Consider the following 16,684-nt stretch of genomic DNA (forward strand, 5'->3'; position numbering starts at 1 on the left):
GACGGTGATCTTCGATAAGGACACTGCATGAAAAAGGTTCTGTTATTCACCGCGTTGGCAGCAGCCCTGACCTCGGGTCTGGCCCAGGCGGCGGAGAAACTGGTCGTGGCGGCCACCCCGGTGCCCCACGCTGAAATCCTTGAGCTGATCAAGCCGGCCCTGGCCAAAGAAGGCGTGGACCTGCAAATCAAGGTGTTCACCGACTACGTTCAACCCAACGTACAGGTTGATCAGAAGCGCCTGGACGCCAACTACTTCCAGACCCTGCCGTATCTCAAGAGCTTCAACGAAGGCAAAGGCACCGATCTGATGACCGTGATCGGCGTGCATGTGGAACCGTTCGGTGGTTACTCGAAGAAAGTCAAAAGCCTGGCCGAACTCAAGGACGGCGCGACCATCGCCATCCCCAACGAAGGCAGCAACAGTGGTCGTGCCCTGATCCTGTTGCAGAAGGCGGGCCTGATCGAGCTCAAGGACCCGAAAAACGCCCTGGCCACGCCCAAGGACATCGCCAAGAACCCGAAAAACTTTCAGTTCAAGGAGCTGGAATCGGCCATGCTGCCGCGTGTGCTGGATCAGGTCGACCTGGACATGATCAACACCAACTACGCCCTGGAAGCGGGTCTTAACCCGGCCAAGGATGCGCTGGTGATCGAAGGTTCGGATTCGCCCTACGTGAACTTCCTGGTGGCCCGCCCGGACAACAAGGACAGCCCGGCCATGCAGAAACTGGCCAAGGCCCTGACCAGCCCGGAAGTGAAGGCATTTATCGAGAAGAAATACAGCGGCGCGGTACTGCCGGCGTTCTGATCGAACAGCAAGGATTTTAAGTTTCAACGCCGACGGCTTTGCCAGCGTCGGCGTTTTTTTTGTGCCGACGCTCAGAACCCGTCTTGATCGATGTAGCTATGCAGGCGGTTTTTTCAATGCGCGGCGCAGGGCCACGAGCAGTTTGACGATGTCGCGTGGGTCGAGGTGTTGCGGGGCTTTCACGTCAGCCATTGTGATCTTCCTTGTGATGGGGGCCAGGCAGTCTGGCCATAAGCTGCGGTTCCTTGGAGAGGTCCGTCGAGAAATAGACCCGTCCTACAGCCAGTGGAAAAATAGCCTTCTTACTTGGCCCCTGCAAATACCGTCGATCAATCCGGCCAGCTCCAGGCCGGCGCATCCAGTATTCCCTGGCCGACGATCCCGGTCTGGCCCAGATCTTTCTCCAGCACGATGCAATTGCAGTCGTTGTCCTGCTGCAAGGCGGTGATCAAGCGCCGGGCATGGGAGACCACCCAGACCTGACAGTGCGCTGAAGCGCGGATGATCAACCGCGCCAGGGCCGGCAACAGGTCCGGGTGCAGGCTGGTTTCCGGTTCGTTGAGCACCATCAGCGAGGGTGGGCGCGGGGTGAGCAGTGCGGCTATCAGCAGCAGATAGCGCAGGGTCCCGTCGGAAAGTTCGGCAGCCGACAGCGGGCGCAGCAAGCCATGCTGATGAAACTCGATGCCGAAACGCCCGCCTTGCAGTTTCTCGATATGCAGCCGGGCACCGGGGAATGCGTCGCTGATGGACGAGTGCAGGGCTTGATCGTCGCCGATCTCAAGAATGGTTTGCAGGGCAGCGGCCAGGTCACGCCCGTCGTGGTGCAGCACCGGCGTGCGGGTGCCCAGTTGCGGCTGGCGCGCCGGGGCGTCGGCGTCGCTGCGAAAGTGGTCATAGAAGCGCCAGCGACGAATGAACTCGCGCATCTGCAGCACCTCCGGTGAGGTGCGCAGGCTGCCGACCTGGTCGAACAAACTGTCAAAGGTGGGCGTGTACTGAGCCAGGACGTCCCAGGTGCGACCGTCCCGGGCACGGATCATGGGCCCGTTGCGATCCACCAGCAGGCTGGCGGGACGAAACACCGGGCCGGCCCAGATGCATTCGCGCTTGATTTCAGGGTCCAGCGAAAACGCGGACAAACTCGGTTCTGGCAGGCCGAGGGAAATCGAATAGCTGAAATCTTCCCCGGCAAAACCCAGGCGCAGACGTTTCGTGCTGAGCCGCACCGTAGCTCCGATGGGCACCTCGCCGTTGCGCATACGCCGGCTGATCACTTCCGGCCCGGCCCAGAAGGTCGAGTCCAGCCCGCCTTCGCGGGCCAGGGCGTTGACCACGCCACCCTGGGCGGTCTCCGCCAACAGGCGCAGGGCACGATACAGATTGGATTTGCCACTGCCGTTGGGGCCGGTGATCAGGTTCAGCCGGCCCAGGGGGATCACCAGTTTGTTGATCGAGCGGTAGTTGGCCACCGCCAGTGTCTTGAGCATGTGCAAATTTTTCCCGCTGCCGCAAAGGCACTAGTCTGCCTGATGGGTGTATCCATTGTGATCCTGTGGCAGGTGTTGAACCCTGTTCTAAGCTCACAGTCGTATCGTCACTGGTACGTCCGTACAACGCAAAGGAGTCTGCATGGCTGGTCCTCGAAGTAAAGTTCTGGTTGGCCTTGGCTTGTGTGTGGTGTTGGCCGGATGCGGTGATGAAAAACCCGAGGAAAAGGCCCTGCCGAGGGTTTTCGTGCAACAGGCCGTGCCCACCGAATATGCCGCCTCGGTGACCCTCACCGGTGACGTCCAGGCTCGGGTGCAGACCGATTTGTCGTTCCGCGTGGCCGGCAAGATCGTCGAGCGCAAGGTGGATGTCGGTGACCGGGTTTCGGCTCGACAGGTGCTCGCCCGGCTCGACCCCCAGGATCTGCAGACTCGTGTCGACTCCGCCCAGGCTCAGGTGGCTGCCGAACAGGCGCGGGTCAAGCAGAGTGCGGCGGCGTTCGTGCGCCAGCAAAAACTCTTGCCCAAGGGTTATACCAGCCAGAGCGAATATGACACGGCCCAGGCGCAACTGCGCAGCAGCCAGAGTGCGCTGACCGCTGCCCAGGCCCAGTTGGCCAACGCCCGCGAACAACTGAGCTATACCGCGCTGATCGCCGAGGCTCCGGGCATCATCACGGCACGGCAGGCGGAGGTCGGCCAGGTGGTGCAGGCCACGGAACCGATCTTCAGCCTGGCCCAGGACGGAGAGCGCGACGCCGTGTTCAATATCTACGAGTCACTGTTGCGCGAACCGCCCTCGGATCCCGCCATCGTCATCAGCCTGCTGGACAACCCGGCCATCAAGACCACCGGTACGGTGCGCGAGATCACCCCGGCGGTTTCCGCTGAAACCGGCACCGTGCAGGTCAAGGTGACGCTCAGTGAGTTACCCGAAGGCATGCGCCTGGGTTCGGTGGTCAGTGCCACCGCCAAGTCTGCTGGCAAGACCGCCGTGGAACTGCCCTGGTCGGCGCTGACCAAGAACCTTCACGATCCGGCGGTGTGGCTGGTGGACGATGCAGGCAAGGCGCAGTTGCACAATGTCACCGTCGGCCGGTATCTCACCGGTAAGGTCATCATCAGCGACGGGCTCAAGGGGGGTGAGACAGTGGTCACTGCGGGTGGGCAATTGCTGCATCCCGGCGTGCGCGTAGAGATCGCTGAAAATACCCATGAGAAATCCGGAGTCCAGCCATGAAGCGTTTGTGGATGGTCTCGGCTGGCCTGTTGCTGGCGGCGTGCTCGAAGGAAGAGCCGCCACCTGAGCCGGTGCGCCCGGTGTTGTCCATCGAGGTTCGCGCGCTTGACCAGCAAGCCCTTGGGCGCTTCGCGGGCAGCATCCAGGCCCGTTACGAGACCAATGTGGGGTTCCGCGTGCCGGGACGGATCGCCAGCCGTAACGTCGATGTCGGCGCCGAAGTGAAGAAGGGTGATTTGCTCGCTACCCTCGACCCCACCGATCAACAGAACCAGTTGCGCGCCGCCCAGGGCGACCTGGCGCGGATCGAGGCGCAGTACATCAATGCCCAGGCTAATGCCCGTCGCCAGCAGCAGTTGTTCGACCGTGGTGTCGGCGCGCAGGCGCAACTGGACATTGCCCAGACCGATCTGAAAACCACCGCGGCTTCCCTGGAACAGGCCCGTGCATCGGTGGAGCAGGCTCGCGACCAACTCAACTACAGCCAGTTGCACACCGACCACGATGCCGTCGTCACGGCCTGGGATGCCGAGGCCGGGCAGGTGGTCACTGCCGGCCAGCAAGTGGTGACCCTGGCGCGCCCGGACATCAAGGAAGCGGTGATCGACCTGCCGGCCGGCCTGGCTGAGCGCCTGCCCGCCGATGTCGTGTTCGAGGTTGCCGGGGAACTGGACCCGAGCATCCGCACGACCGCCACCGTGCGCGAGATCGAACCCCAGGCCCAAAGCGCCACCCGCACGCGCCGCGCACGGCTGACCCTGGGCGATACACCGCCAGGCTTTCGCCTGGGCACGGCCATCAGCGTGACCCTGAGCTCAACCATCGAGCCGCGCATCGAGCTGCCGCTCAGTGCCTTGCAAGAGGTTGATGGCACAACGCGGATCTGGCTTGTCGATCCGCAGAGTCAGACCGTTTCCCCCCGAGAGGTGAGGATTCTCAGCCGCTCCACCGACTCGGTGCTGGTGGCCAATGGCATCAAGCCCGGCGACCGTGTGGTCAGCGCCGGTGTGAACAGCCTCCAGCCGGGGCAGAAAGTGAAACTCGACGAGGACGCACGATGAAAGGGCCTTTCAACTTATCCGAATGGGCCCTGCGGCATCAGTCGTTTGTTTGGTACTTAATGTTCGTCGCCCTGTTGATGGGGGTGTTTTCCTACATGAACCTGGGGCGCGAAGAAGATCCCTCGTTCACCATCAAGACCATGGTCATCCAGACCCGTTGGCCTGGCGCGACCCAGGAGGAAACCCTCAAGCAGGTCACCGACCGCATCGAGAAAAAACTCGAAGAGCTCGACTCTCTCGACTATGTCAAAAGCTATACCCGGCCAGGGGAGTCGACGGTGTTTGTGTACTTGCGCGATACCACCGGCGCCGAGGAAATCCCCGGGATCTGGTATCAGGTTCGCAAGAAGATCGACGACATCCGTGGTGACTTCCCCCAAGGCCTGCAAGGCCCGGGATTCAACGACGAATTCGGCGATGTGTACGGGTCGGTCTATGCCTTCACCGGCGACGGGCTTTCGATGCGTCAGTTGCGCGATTATGTGGAGCAAGTGCGCGCCGAAATCCGTGAGGTACCGGGCCTGGGCAAGGTCGAGATGGTGGGCGAGCAGGATGAAGTCCTGTACCTGAATTTTTCGACCCGCAAGCTCGCCGCGCTGGGTATTGATCAGCGCCAGGTGGTGCAGAGCCTGCAATCCCAGAACGCTGTGACTCCCGCCGGGGTGATCGACGCCGGGCCGGAGCGGATTTCCGTACGCACTTCCGGGCAGTTCCAGTCGGAAAAGGACCTGGCCAACGTCAATCTGCGGCTCAATGATCGTTTTTATCGCCTGGCCGACATCGCTGACATCAGTCGCGGTTATGTCGACCCCGCGACCCCAATGTTTCGCTTCAATGGCACGCCGGCCATTGGCCTGGCCATTGCGATGAAGAAGGGCGGCAACATCCAGGAATTCGGCAAGGCACTGCACGCGCGCATGAACGAACTGACCGCCGATCTGCCAGTGGGCGTCGACGTGCATACCGTGTCGGACCAGGCCGAAGTGGTGGAGGAAGCGGTCGGCGGTTTCACCAGCGCGTTGTTCGAGGCGGTGATTATCGTGCTGGTGGTCAGCTTTATCAGCCTTGGCTTACGAGCCGGGCTGGTGGTGGCCTGCTCGATTCCGCTGGTATTGGCGATGGTCTTTGTGTTCATGGAATACAGCGGCATCACCATGCAGCGGATTTCCCTCGGTGCGCTGATCATCGCCCTCGGTCTGCTGGTGGACGACGCGATGATCACCGTGGAAATGATGGTCACGCGCCTGGAGAAAGGTGAAACCAAGGAGCAGGCCGCGACCTTCGCCTACACCTCAACGGCCTTCCCGATGCTCACCGGGACCCTGGTGACCGTGGCCGGGTTCGTGCCCATCGGCCTGAACGCCAGCTCCGCCGGCGAGTACACCTTTACCCTGTTTGCAGTCATTGCCGTGGCGATGCTGGTGTCGTGGATCGTCGCGGTGCTGTTCGCCCCGGTGATCGGCGTGCACATCCTCAGTACCCATGTGAAACCCCACAGCAACGAGCCAGGACGGATCGGCCGGGCTTTCAATGGCGGCTTGCTGTGGGCGATGCGCAATCGCTGGTGGGCCATTGGCATCACCGTGCTGCTGTTTGCGTTGTCGGTGTTTTGCATGCGTTTTGTGCAGAACCAGTTCTTCCCGTCTTCGGACCGCCCGGAAATTCTGGTGGACTTGAACCTGCCGCAGAACGCTTCGATGGACGAGACCCGCAAGGCGGTCGATCGCCTGGAGGCGACGCTCAAGGGCGACCCGGACATCGAGCGCTGGAGCACCTACATCGGTGAGGGCGCGATTCGTTTCTACCTGCCGCTGGACCAGCAGTTGCAGAATCCGTACTACGCGCAACTGGTGATCGTCAGCAAAGGCCTGGAATCGCGCACGGCCCTCACCGAACGCCTGCAAAAGCGTCTGCGCGAGGACTTCGTCGGCATTGGCAGCTACGTGCAGGCCCTGGAAATGGGCCCGCCGGTGGGGCGGCCGATCCAGTACCGGGTCAGCGGCAAGGACATCGACCAGGTGCGCAAGCACGCCATCGAACTTGCCAGCGAACTGGACAAGAACACCCACATTGGCGAAATCATTTATGACTGGAACGAGCCGGGCAAGGTGCTGCGTATCGACATTGCCCAAGACCGGGCGCGGCAACTGGGCTTGTCTTCGGAGGACGTGGCCAGGCTGATGAACAGTATCGTCAGCGGTTCGCCGGTGACCCAGGTCAATGACGACATATACCTGATCAACGTGGTCGGTCGTGCCGAAGACGCCGAGCGCGGTTCGCCGCAGACCCTGCAGAACTTGCAGATCGTCACGCCGAGCGGCACCTCCATTCCGCTGCTGGCGTTCGCCACAGTGCGCTATGAACTGGAACAACCCCTGGTGTGGCGTCGCGACCGCAAGCCCACCATTACCATCAAGGCCGCGGTGCGCGATGAAATCCAGCCCACCGATCTGGTGAAGCAACTGCAACCGGCCATCGATCAATTCGCTGCCGGTCTGCCGGCGGGCTACAAGGTCGCCACCGGGGGGACGGTGGAAGAAAGCAGCAAAGCCCAAGGGCCGATCGCCAGCGTCGTGCCGCTGATGCTGTTTTTGATGGCGACCTTCCTGATGATCCAGCTGCACAGTGTGCAGAAGATGTTCCTGGTGGCCAGCGTCGCGCCCCTTGGGTTGATCGGCGTGGTGCTGGCGCTGGTGCCGACGGGCACGCCCATGGGTTTTGTGGCGATCCTCGGGATACTGGCACTGATCGGCATCATCATCCGCAACTCGGTGATCCTGGTGACCCAGATCGATGAGTATGAACGTGACGGGTACGAGCCCTGGGATGCGGTGGTGCAAGCCACCGAACATCGGCGTCGGCCGATTCTGCTCACCGCGGCCGCCGCGAGCCTGGGGATGATCCCGATTGCCCGGGAAGTGTTCTGGGGGCCGATGGCCTACGCGATGATCGGCGGGATCATCATCGCCACCCTGCTGACGTTGTTGTTCCTGCCGGCGCTGTATGTGGCCTGGTACAAGATTCGCGAGCCCAAGCGCGACTGAACAGGCGGTGAATCATTGGGGCTGCGGTGCAGCCCCATCGCGAGCAGGCTCGCTCCCACATTGGATCTCGGTTGTACACCACGTGTGGCCGCTGAGATCTACTGTGGGAGCGAGCCTGCTCGCGATGCGGGTGCCTCATCACCTCTATTTACGCAACAACCGCAACCCATTGAACACCACCAGCAAACTCACCCCCATGTCGGCAAACACCGCCATCCACATGGTGGCAAACCCGGCAAAGGTGAATCCCAGAAAGATCGCCTTGATGACCAGCGCCAAAGCGATGTTCTGTTTCAGGATGCTCGAAGTCTGCCGCGACAGGCGGATGAACGCCGGGATCTTGCGCAAGTCATCGTCCATCAGGGCGACATCGGCGGTCTCAATGGCGGTGTCGGTGCCCGCCGCCGCCATGGCGAAGCCGATCTCCGAGCGCGCCAGGGCAGGGGCGTCGTTGATGCCGTCGCCCACCATGCCGACCCGGTGACCCAAGGCATACAGATCCTCGATGGCTTGCAGTTTGTCGCCTGGCAACAGATCGCCTCGCGCCTGATCCATGCCCACCTGTGCGGCAATCGCCTCGGCGGTATGAGCGTTGTCGCCGGTGAGCATCAGGGTCTTGATGCCCAGCTCATGCAACTGCTGGATGGCTTCGCGGCTGGAGTCCTTCACCGTGTCGGCGACGGCAAACAGCGCCAAGGGGCCTGAGTGGTCGAGCAACAGCACCACGGACTTGCCTTGTTTTTCCAGGGCGAAGAGCTTCTCTTCCAGCTCGGCAGAGCACAGGCCCAGGTCTTCCACCAGACGGTGATTGCCCAAATGATAGGTCTGGCCGTTGATATCGCCGCGCACCCCGCGTCCCGGCAGCGCTGCAAAGTTATCCACAGCGTGCGGCGCCTGCTGTTTATCCACAGCTGCGTTGGCGATTGCGTGGGAGACCGGATGGTCGGAACGGGCGGCAAGACTGGCGGCCAAAGCGGGTGCCGTCGCTTCCACTGTCGGGTCGAGTGGAACGTAGTCGGTCTGCACCGGCTTGCCATGGGTGATCGTGCCGGTCTTGTCCAGGGCCAGATAGTCGAGCTTGTGGCCGCCCTCCAGATACACGCCGCCCTTGATCAGAATGCCTTTGCGCGCCGCTGCGGCGAGGCCGCTGACAATGGTCACCGGGGTGGAAATCACCAGCGCACACGGACAGGCCACCACCAGTAACACCAGCGCCCGGTAGATCCAGTCGAACCAGATCGCCCCCATGAACAGCGGCGGGATCACCGCCACGGCCAACGCCAGGGCGAACACCGCCGGGGTGTAGATTTTCGAGAACTGATCGACGAAGCGCTGGGTCGGAGCGCGGGAGCCCTGGGCCTGCTCCACGGCGTGGATGATTCGCGCCAGGGTGGAGTGGTCGGCTGCGGCGGTCACGGTGTACTCCAGTTCACCGGCCTGGTTGATGGTGCCGGCGAAAACCTTGTCGCCCACGGTTTTTTCCACCGGCAGGCTCTCGCCGGTAATGGGCGCCTGATCGATGGTAGAGCGACCGGCGACGATGTCCCCATCCAGACCCACCCGTTCGCCTGGACGAACCCGCACCCGTGCACCGAGGTTGATGGCCTTGACCGCTTGCACCTGCCAGGTGCCATCGGCCTGTTGCACGGTGGCCTGTTCCGGGGCCATCTGCATCAGGCCGCTGATGGCGTTGCGCGCCCGGTCCAGGGACTTGGCCTCGATCAATTCAGCCACCGTGAACAGGAACATCACCATCGCCGCTTCCGGCCATTGGCCGATCAGCACCGCACCGGTCACCGCGATGCTCATCAGTGCGTTGATGTTCAGGTTGCGGTTTTTCAGAGCGATCCAGCCCTTCTTGTAGGTACCGAGACCGCCGCTGAGGATCGACACCAACGCCATTAGCGCGACCACCCACTCCGGTGCGGCGCTGGTGAAGTGGATCACCTCGGCACCCAGGGCGGTGACACCCGACAGCGCCAGCGGCCACCAGGGCTTGGCCGGGGCGGGCAATTCGCTGGTTTCTTTTTCCTGGCCCGGGGCCAACGGCTCGGCCTGCATGCCCAGGGACTGGATCGCATCAATGATCGGCGAGTCGTTGGGCAAGTCGTGAGTCACGCCCAGCACGCGATTGATCAGGTTGAATTCCAGTTGCTGCACGCCTGCAAGTTTGCCGAGCTTGTTCTGGATCAGCGTCTGTTCGGTGGGGCAGTCCATGGCCTGGATGCGAAAACTGCTCAGCCGAGCGCCGTCCGTCGGCGCCTTGCCGAGCTTGACCACCGACGGTGCCGCTTTGGCTGAGCAGCAGGAATGCCCGTGGTCATGGCCGTGGTCGGGCTTGTGGGTATGAATGGAATCGCTCATCGGGTTACGTCCGTGAAAAGTGCCTGTTGCACAGTAAAGACCCTGTAGCCACTATAGGGTCAAGCACCTGTTTTGGAGGTAACGCCATGAAGATCGGCGAACTGGCAAAAATCACCGACTGCCAGGTCGAAACCATTCGCTACTACGAGCGCGAAGGCTTGCTGCCGGAGCCGGCCCGCAGTGATGGTAATTATCGGGTCTACACCCAGGCTCATGCCGAGCGGCTGACGTTCATCCGCAACTGCCGCACCCTGGACATGACCCTGGAAGAAATCCGCAGCCTCCTGGCTCTGCGCGACAGCCCTCAGGATCAGTGCGAAAACGTCAACGCGCTGATCGACGAACACATCCACCACGTCAAGGCGCGCATCGACGGTCTGCTGGCCTTGCAGACACAACTGATCGACCTGCGCCATCGTTGTGGCGAAGGGCCGGACCTGGATCAATGCGGGATTTTGCAGCGCCTGGAAGTGAGTGGCGCGGTGGCGCCGGAGGTGGAGCATTCACATGTGGGCAGGAGTCATGGGCATTGAGCCGATCTTGAACATATGAAGATCCAATGTGGGAGCGAGCCTGCTCGCGATAGCGCAGTGTCAGTCACATGGATTTCGCATGTGAAGACGCTATCGCGAGCAAGCTCGCTCCCACAGGGGGAGAGGTGGCGTGGCTTAGACCGCCATCGGCGCCGTCATCGGCGCGTGGTGCTGGTAGCCCTCGAGGGAGAAGTCGCTCGGCTCTACTAGCTCCAGCCACTCAGGCTGGTACACACCGGTCTTGGCGAACTCCGGCACGCGCTCGGAAATCACCAGTTTGGGCATCGGGAACGGCTCGCGCTTGAGCTGCTCGTTGAGCATGTCCAGGTGGTTTTCGTAGACGTGGGCGTCGCCGATGAAATAGGTGAACCAGCGTGGCGTGTAGCCGGTCAGGCGACCGATCAGGCTCAGCAGCGCGGCGCCTTCGGTGAGGTTGAACGGCGTGCCCAGGCCCAGGTCGTTGGAACGGATGTAGAGGGTCAGGGAGATTTCCTTGGTCTCGACATTCGGGTGGAACTGGTAGAGCAAATGGCACGGCGGCAGGGCCATTTCATCGAGCTGGGCGCAGTTCCAGCCGTGGAACAGGATCCGCCGGCTGCCCGGGTCCTTGATGATGGTGTCGACGCACTGGCGCACCTGATCGATGGCTTTGTACAGCACCACGTAGGCCTGACCGTTTTCTTCGCCTTCGGCGATCTGCCGGTAACCCTGGGCCAGGGTCTGTTCGATGGCGGCCGGGTTGCTCAAAGGGATTTGTTTGTAGGCCGGCCACTTGCGCCATTGCACGCCGTAGATCTCGCCCAGGTCGTCTTCGCCCTGGCGAAACGGGTTGGCCAGCCATTGGGCGTTTTCGTTGGCGTTCTGATCCCAGACCTTGCAGCCCAGGGCACGGAATTCGGCGGCGTTGTTGACCCCACGGAGGAAACCGCACATCTCACCGATGGCTGACTTGAAGGCCATTTTGCGCGTGGTGATGGCCGGGAATCCGTCCTTCAGGTCATAGCGCAACATGGCGCCGGGAAAGCTGATGGTGTTTACACCCGTGCGGTTGGCTTGCTTGGTGCCGTTCTTGATGACGTGGGCCACCAGATCGAGATATTGCTTCATGGGTTACCTGTGTCCTTGAACCCAGGGCCAGCGCCCCGGGGTTCGAATTTAAATCTTGGCCGCCGCAGCCGGCGCACGATGATAGGCCAGCCAGATCAGCGCCAGGCCACCAATGATCATTGGCAGGCACAGCAACTGGCCCATGGTCAGCCAGTTCCACGCCAGATAGCCGAGTTGGGCGTCTGGTACGCGGACGAATTCAACGATGAAACGGAAGATCCCGTAGAACAGCGCGAACATGCCCGACACGGCCATGGTCGGCCGTGGCTTGCGCGAGAACAGCCACAGGATGGCAAACAGTGCCACGCCTTCGAGCGCGAACTGGTACAGCTGCGAAGGATGACGGGGCAGCTGCGCCGGGTCGCTGAACGGCGGGAAGACCATCGCCCATGGCACGTCGGTGGCCTTGCCCCACAATTCGGCGTTGATGAAGTTGCCGATGCGCCCGGCCCCCAGGCCAATCGGCACCATTGGCGCGACGAAGTCCATCAGCTCGAAAAACGACTTGTTGTTGCGTTTACCGAACCACAGCGCTGCCAGCATCACGCCGATGAACCCGCCGTGGAACGACATGCCGCCCTTCCAGACTTCGAAGATCAGCGTCGGATTGGCCAGGTACGCGCTCAGGTCGTAGAACAAGACGTAACCCAGGCGTCCGCCAACGATCACGCCCATGGATAGCCAGAACACCAGGTCCGAGAGCTTTTCCTTGTTCCAGGTTGGATCGAAGCGGTTGAGCCGGCGCGACGCCAGCAGCCAGGCGCCGCCGATGCCGATCAGGTACATCAGGCCGTACCAGTGGATTTTCAGCGGGCCGATGGCCAGGGCCACCGGATCGATCTGCGGGTAAGGCAGCATTGATATTCCTCGTAAACGTCAAAAATATCCGGGCGACGCTGCCACCTCGGGATTAAGCCAGGATTGCGTCAGAGCAGAAAACTCAAGCCCACGCTGAACAGCAAAGCGGCGAACAGCCGTTTGAGCAAGCGCGGTGACAGGCGATGGGCCAGTCGCGCGCCGAAGCGGGCGAAGACCATGCTCGTCAGGGCAATGCCCAGTAGCGCCGGCAAATAAACAAAACCGAGACTATGAGCCGGCAGCCGCGGATCTTGCCAGCCCAGAATCATGAAACTTAATGCACTGACCAGGGCAATCGGCAAACCGCAGGCCGATGACGTCGCCACCGCCTGTTGCATCGGCACGCTGCGCCAGGTCAGGAACGGCACGGTCAGCGAGCCGCCGCCGATGCCGAAAATCGCCGAGGCCCAGCCGATCACCGTCCCCGCCACCGTCAACCCGACCTTGCCCGGAACTGTGCGGCTGGCCTTGGGCCTCAAGTCCAGGCCCAGTTGTACGGCGACAATCAGGGCGAACACGCCGATGATTTTTTGCAGGTTCGGACCGGAAATCGCTTCGGCAGTGACGGCACCGAAACCGGCACCGATCAGGATTCCAACGGTCATCCAGGCAAAAATCGGCCAGCGCACCGCGCCTTTGCGCTGATGCTCGCGCACGGCATTGACCGAAGTGAAGATGATCGATGCCAGGGACGTGCCGACCGCCAGGTGCGTCAACACCAGTGGGTCGAAGCCCTGCAAGGTAAAACTGAATACCAGCACCGGGACGATGATGATCCCGCCACCCACGCCGAACAGTCCGGCCAGCACGCCGGCACAGGCGCCGAGCAGCAGATAGAGCACAAATTCCACCAGCGTCCCTCGCCCATCCTAGAAACAAGAGCGGCATGGTAACGGATCCATGGCCTTGGGCTCCACTCAAGGCGATGGATGCCGGGGCGATGTCTGGGTAGAGTGAAACCCACAACAGCTGTGCTCGGCTTTATTTTTAATGGGACTATCTGATGTGCCTGATCGTATTTGCCTGGCGCCCCGGCCACGCCCGGCCACTGATCGTGGCGGCCAACCGCGATGAGTTCTACGCGCGCCCGACCTTGCCCCTGGGGCAATGGCCTGACGCCCCTGATGTCCATGCCGGCCGCGATCTGGAAGCCGGGGGGACCTGGCTTGGCGTCGGCGCCGATGGCCGTTTCGCTGCCCTGACCAACATTCGCGACCCGGCCCAGCCACCCGGCTTCAAGTCCCGTGGTGAACTGGTGGCGCGATTTTTGAGCGGAAATCTTTCAATTGCCGATTATTTGAGCGAAGTGGTGCCCCGTGCCGGTGAGTACGGCGGGTTCAACTTGCTGTTGGGCGATGGCACCGAACTGTGGCACCACAATGCCCGCGATGCCCGGCCACAGCGACTGGCCGAGGGTGTCTACGGTTTGTCGAACGCCGGGCTGAACACGCCATGGCCCAAGCTGCTCAAGGCCCGGGCGGCGCTGGTCGAGGTACTGGACGACCCGCAGCCCCAGGCCTTGTTGGCGCTGCTGAACGACCCGCAGCCGGCCCCGGTAGCCGAACTGCCGGACACCGGCGTAGGGCTGGCGACCGAGACACTGTTGTCGAGTGTGTTCATCGCCAGCCCTGCTTACGGGACGCGAGCGAGTACCGCGCTGATTGTCCATGCCGATGGGACGCGGCATCTGGTCGAGCGCAGTTATGGGCCGCTTGGGGGGCATTTGGGGGAGGTAGATGTCAGGGTTTAGTCTTGTGGTGCTTGTGCCGGCCCCTTCGCGAGCAAGCCCGCTCCCACAGTAGATCTTCAGTGAACACAAACGTTGTGAACAACCGAGATCCCCTGTGGGAGCGAGCCTGCTCGCGATGAGGTCGCTAAAGATTCAGAGCGTCTTGTTCGAAGCCGGATTGATCATCCGCGCCAACCCAAGGTTCTTCAGCGCCAGTTGCAAGGAGCTGTGGATCACCTGCGGATTATCGATCGTCATCACTTCGGCCAGCAGTTCCTGGGCCTTGCTGAGGTTGATCTGACGCAGCATCCATTTCACTTTCGGCAGGTTGGTGGCGTTCATCGACAGGCTGTCAAAGCCCATCGCCATCAGCAGCACCGCCGCCGCCGGGTCCCCGGCCATTTCACCGCAGATGCTCACTGGCTTGCCTTCGGCATGGGCGTCGCGGACCACATTCTGCAGGGCTTGCAGCACCGCTGGGTGCAGATAGTCGTACAGGTCGGCAACCCGCGGGTTGTTGCGGTCCACGGCCAGCAAATACTGGGTCAGGTCGTTGGAGCCGACCGACAGGAAGTCAACCTGGCGCGCCAGTTCCTTGGTCTGATACACCGCCGCCGGGATTTCGATCATCACCCCCACCGGCGGCATGGGCACGTCGGTGCCTTCGTCGCGCACTTCGCCCCACGCCCGGTGGATCAGGTGCAAGGCTTCTTCCAGCTCATGGGTGCCGGAAATCATCGGCAACAGGATGCGCAGGTTGTTCAGACCCTCGCTGGCCTTGAGCATGGCGCGGGCCTGGACCAGGAAGATTTCCGGATGGTCGAGCGTCACGCGTATACCGCGCCAGCCAAGGAAGGGGTTGTCTTCCTTGATGGGGAAGTAGGACAGGGATTTGTCCCCGCCGATGTCCAGGCTGCGCATGGTCACCGGTTGCGGATGGAAAGCGGCCAACTGTTCGCGATAGATCGCCAACTGTTCCTTTTCGCTGGGGAAGCGCTGGTTGATCATGAAGGGCACTTCGGTGCGGTACAGCCCCACACCCTCGGCGCCGCGCTTCTGCGCCCGGGCAACATCGGCCAGCAGCCCGGTGTTGACCCACAGCGGCATGCGGTGGCCGTCGAGCGTCACGCAAGGCAGGTCCCGCAGCGCATCCAGGCCCAGGGACAGTTGCTTTTCTTCCTCCACCACATCGGCAAACTGCTTGCGCAGCAATTCGGTGGGGTTGGTGTAGACCTCGCCGTGGTAGCCATCGACGATCATCTGGATGCCGTCGACCTTTGAATACGGCAGGTCCACCACGCCCATGACCGTCGGAATGCCCATGGCGCGGGCCAGGATCGCGACGTGGGAGTTGCCCGAACCCAATACCGAGACCAGCCCCGCGAGCTTGCCTTCCGGCACCTCGCCGAGCATGGCCGGGGTCAGTTCTTCGCTGATCAGGATGGTGTTATCGGGATAGACCAGGGTCTGCTGGCGTTCCTGTTGCAAGTAGGCCAGCAGCCGGCGACCGAGGTCCTTGACGTCGGAGGCACGCTCGCGCAGGTAGGCGTCGTCCATCAGTTCGAAACGGTTGACGTGGTCGGTCACCACCTGGCGCAACGCGCCCTGGGCCCACTGACCGGTCTTGATGACCGTGGTGACCTCGCTGCCCAGGGAGGCGTCGTCGAGCATCATCAGGTAAACGTCGAACAGCGCGCGCTCTTCGGGGCGCAGCTGCGTCGCCAGTTTCGCCGACAGGGCGCGCATGTCGGCCCGTACGCCCTCGATGGCCGTCTTGAACAGGCCCAATTCGGCGGGGATGTCGACGATGGTCTTGTCCGGCACTACGTCGAGGTCGGCGGGCGGCAACATGACCACCGCCGTACCCACTGCCGCGCCGGGTGAACCTGGCACGCCGACGAACTTGGCTTCCTGGATGCCCTTGCCCTGGCGGCCCAGGCCGCTGATCGACCCGGTGGCTTCGGCGTGGGCGATAACCCCGGCCAATTGCGCGCTCATGGTCACGAGGAAGGCTTCTTCACCTTCGTCGAACTGGCGACGCTCCTTCTGCTGGATGACCAACACGCCGACGACACGGCGGTGGTGGATGATCGGCGCCCCGAGGAACGAGGCGTAGCGTTCTTCGCCGGTCTCGGCAAAATAACGATAGCGCGGGTGATCCGCGGCATTTTCGAGGTTCAGCGGTTCTTCGCGCGTGCCGACCAGGCCGACCAGACCTTCATTGGGCGCCATGCTGACCTTGCCGATCGAGCGCTTGTTCAAGCCCTCGGTGGCCATCAGCACAAAACGGTTGGTCTCGGGGTCCAGCAGATAGACCGAGCAGACTTGGCTGCCCATGGCCTCTTTGACGCGCAATACAATAATCCCCAACGCCGCCTTGAGATCCTTGGCGGAGTTAACTTCCTGGACGATCTTGCGCAGCGTATTGAGCATGGCTCGGGGTCGAAC

General features: G+C 62.2%; 12 protein-coding genes. 6 read left to right on the plus strand and 6 right to left on the minus strand.

The features are described from left to right. Nucleotides 1-27 precede the first annotated feature (27 nt). Nucleotides 28-810, plus strand: coding sequence for a MetQ/NlpA family ABC transporter substrate-binding protein (locus BW979_RS04295; RefSeq protein WP_076383253.1), 783 nt, complete (start codon nucleotides 28-30; stop codon nucleotides 808-810). Between the two features lie 329 nt (nucleotides 811-1,139). Here the strand turns inward: BW979_RS04295 and BW979_RS04300 are convergent, their stop codons facing one another. Further along, a complete protein-coding gene (locus tag BW979_RS04300; protein ID WP_047226804.1) occupies nucleotides 1,140-2,300 on the minus strand; it encodes an AAA family ATPase in 1,161 nt (386 codons plus the stop codon). A gap of 142 nt (nucleotides 2,301-2,442) precedes the next feature. Here BW979_RS04300 and BW979_RS04305 point away from each other — a divergent pair, with 142 nt between their 5' ends. The 3 genes from BW979_RS04305 to BW979_RS04315 are packed head-to-tail and all read left to right on the plus strand — an operon-like array spanning nucleotide 2,443 to nucleotide 7,645. Further along, complete coding sequence (locus tag BW979_RS04305) at nucleotides 2,443-3,540, plus strand: efflux RND transporter periplasmic adaptor subunit (RefSeq protein ID WP_076383254.1); 1,098 nt, start codon at nucleotides 2,443-2,445, stop codon at nucleotides 3,538-3,540. Then, complete coding sequence (locus BW979_RS04310; protein ID WP_076383255.1) at nucleotides 3,537-4,601, plus strand: efflux RND transporter periplasmic adaptor subunit; 1,065 nt, start codon at nucleotides 3,537-3,539, stop codon at nucleotides 4,599-4,601. The genes BW979_RS04305 and BW979_RS04310 overlap by 4 nt, the downstream gene beginning before the upstream one ends. After that, complete coding sequence (locus BW979_RS04315) at nucleotides 4,598-7,645, plus strand: efflux RND transporter permease subunit (RefSeq protein ID WP_076383256.1); 3,048 nt, start codon at nucleotides 4,598-4,600, stop codon at nucleotides 7,643-7,645. Before BW979_RS04310 ends, BW979_RS04315 begins: the two co-directional genes overlap by 4 nt. Before the next feature lie 144 nt (nucleotides 7,646-7,789). Here BW979_RS04315 and BW979_RS04320 read toward each other — a convergent pair whose 3' ends face one another. Continuing rightward, nucleotides 7,790-10,009, minus strand: coding sequence for a heavy metal translocating P-type ATPase (locus BW979_RS04320; protein WP_076383257.1), 2,220 nt, complete (start codon nucleotides 10,007-10,009; stop codon nucleotides 7,790-7,792). An 86-nt stretch (nucleotides 10,010-10,095) separates the two neighbouring features. Between BW979_RS04320 and cadR the strand changes: the two genes are divergently transcribed. Next, nucleotides 10,096-10,542, plus strand: coding sequence for a Cd(II)/Pb(II)-responsive transcriptional regulator (cadR, locus tag BW979_RS04325; RefSeq protein WP_076383258.1), 447 nt, complete (start codon nucleotides 10,096-10,098; stop codon nucleotides 10,540-10,542). A 135-nt stretch (nucleotides 10,543-10,677) separates the two neighbouring features. On the opposite strand, the gene BW979_RS04330 is transcribed toward cadR, so the two are convergent. The 3 genes from BW979_RS04330 to BW979_RS04340 all read right to left on the minus strand — a co-directional run bounded on the left by BW979_RS04330 (nucleotide 10,678) and on the right by BW979_RS04340 (nucleotide 13,358). Continuing rightward, nucleotides 10,678-11,649, minus strand: a complete 972-nt coding sequence (locus BW979_RS04330) for a thymidylate synthase (RefSeq protein WP_047226810.1) — start codon at nucleotides 11,647-11,649, stop codon at nucleotides 10,678-10,680. 48 nt (nucleotides 11,650-11,697) lie between these two features. Next, a complete protein-coding gene (lgt, locus tag BW979_RS04335; protein WP_076383259.1) occupies nucleotides 11,698-12,507 on the minus strand; it encodes a prolipoprotein diacylglyceryl transferase in 810 nt (269 codons plus the stop codon). A 68-nt stretch (nucleotides 12,508-12,575) separates the two neighbouring features. Further along, on the minus strand, nucleotides 12,576-13,358 hold the full coding sequence (locus BW979_RS04340) for a sulfite exporter TauE/SafE family protein (protein ID WP_076383260.1): 783 nt from the start codon (nucleotides 13,356-13,358) through the stop codon (nucleotides 12,576-12,578). Between the two features lie 152 nt (nucleotides 13,359-13,510). On the opposite strand from BW979_RS04340, the gene BW979_RS04345 reads away from it, so the two are divergent. Beyond that, complete coding sequence (locus BW979_RS04345) at nucleotides 13,511-14,257, plus strand: NRDE family protein (protein WP_076383261.1); 747 nt, start codon at nucleotides 13,511-13,513, stop codon at nucleotides 14,255-14,257. A gap of 132 nt (nucleotides 14,258-14,389) precedes the next feature. Here BW979_RS04345 and ptsP read toward each other — a convergent pair whose 3' ends face one another. Next, on the minus strand, nucleotides 14,390-16,669 hold the full coding sequence (ptsP, locus tag BW979_RS04350; RefSeq protein ID WP_047226814.1) for a phosphoenolpyruvate--protein phosphotransferase: 2,280 nt from the start codon (nucleotides 16,667-16,669) through the stop codon (nucleotides 14,390-14,392). Nucleotides 16,670-16,684 lie beyond the last annotated feature (15 nt).

Source organism: Pseudomonas sp. A214 (assembly GCF_900156295.1).
GTDB classification, from domain to species: Bacteria; Pseudomonadota; Gammaproteobacteria; order Pseudomonadales; family Pseudomonadaceae; genus Aquipseudomonas; species Aquipseudomonas rhizophila.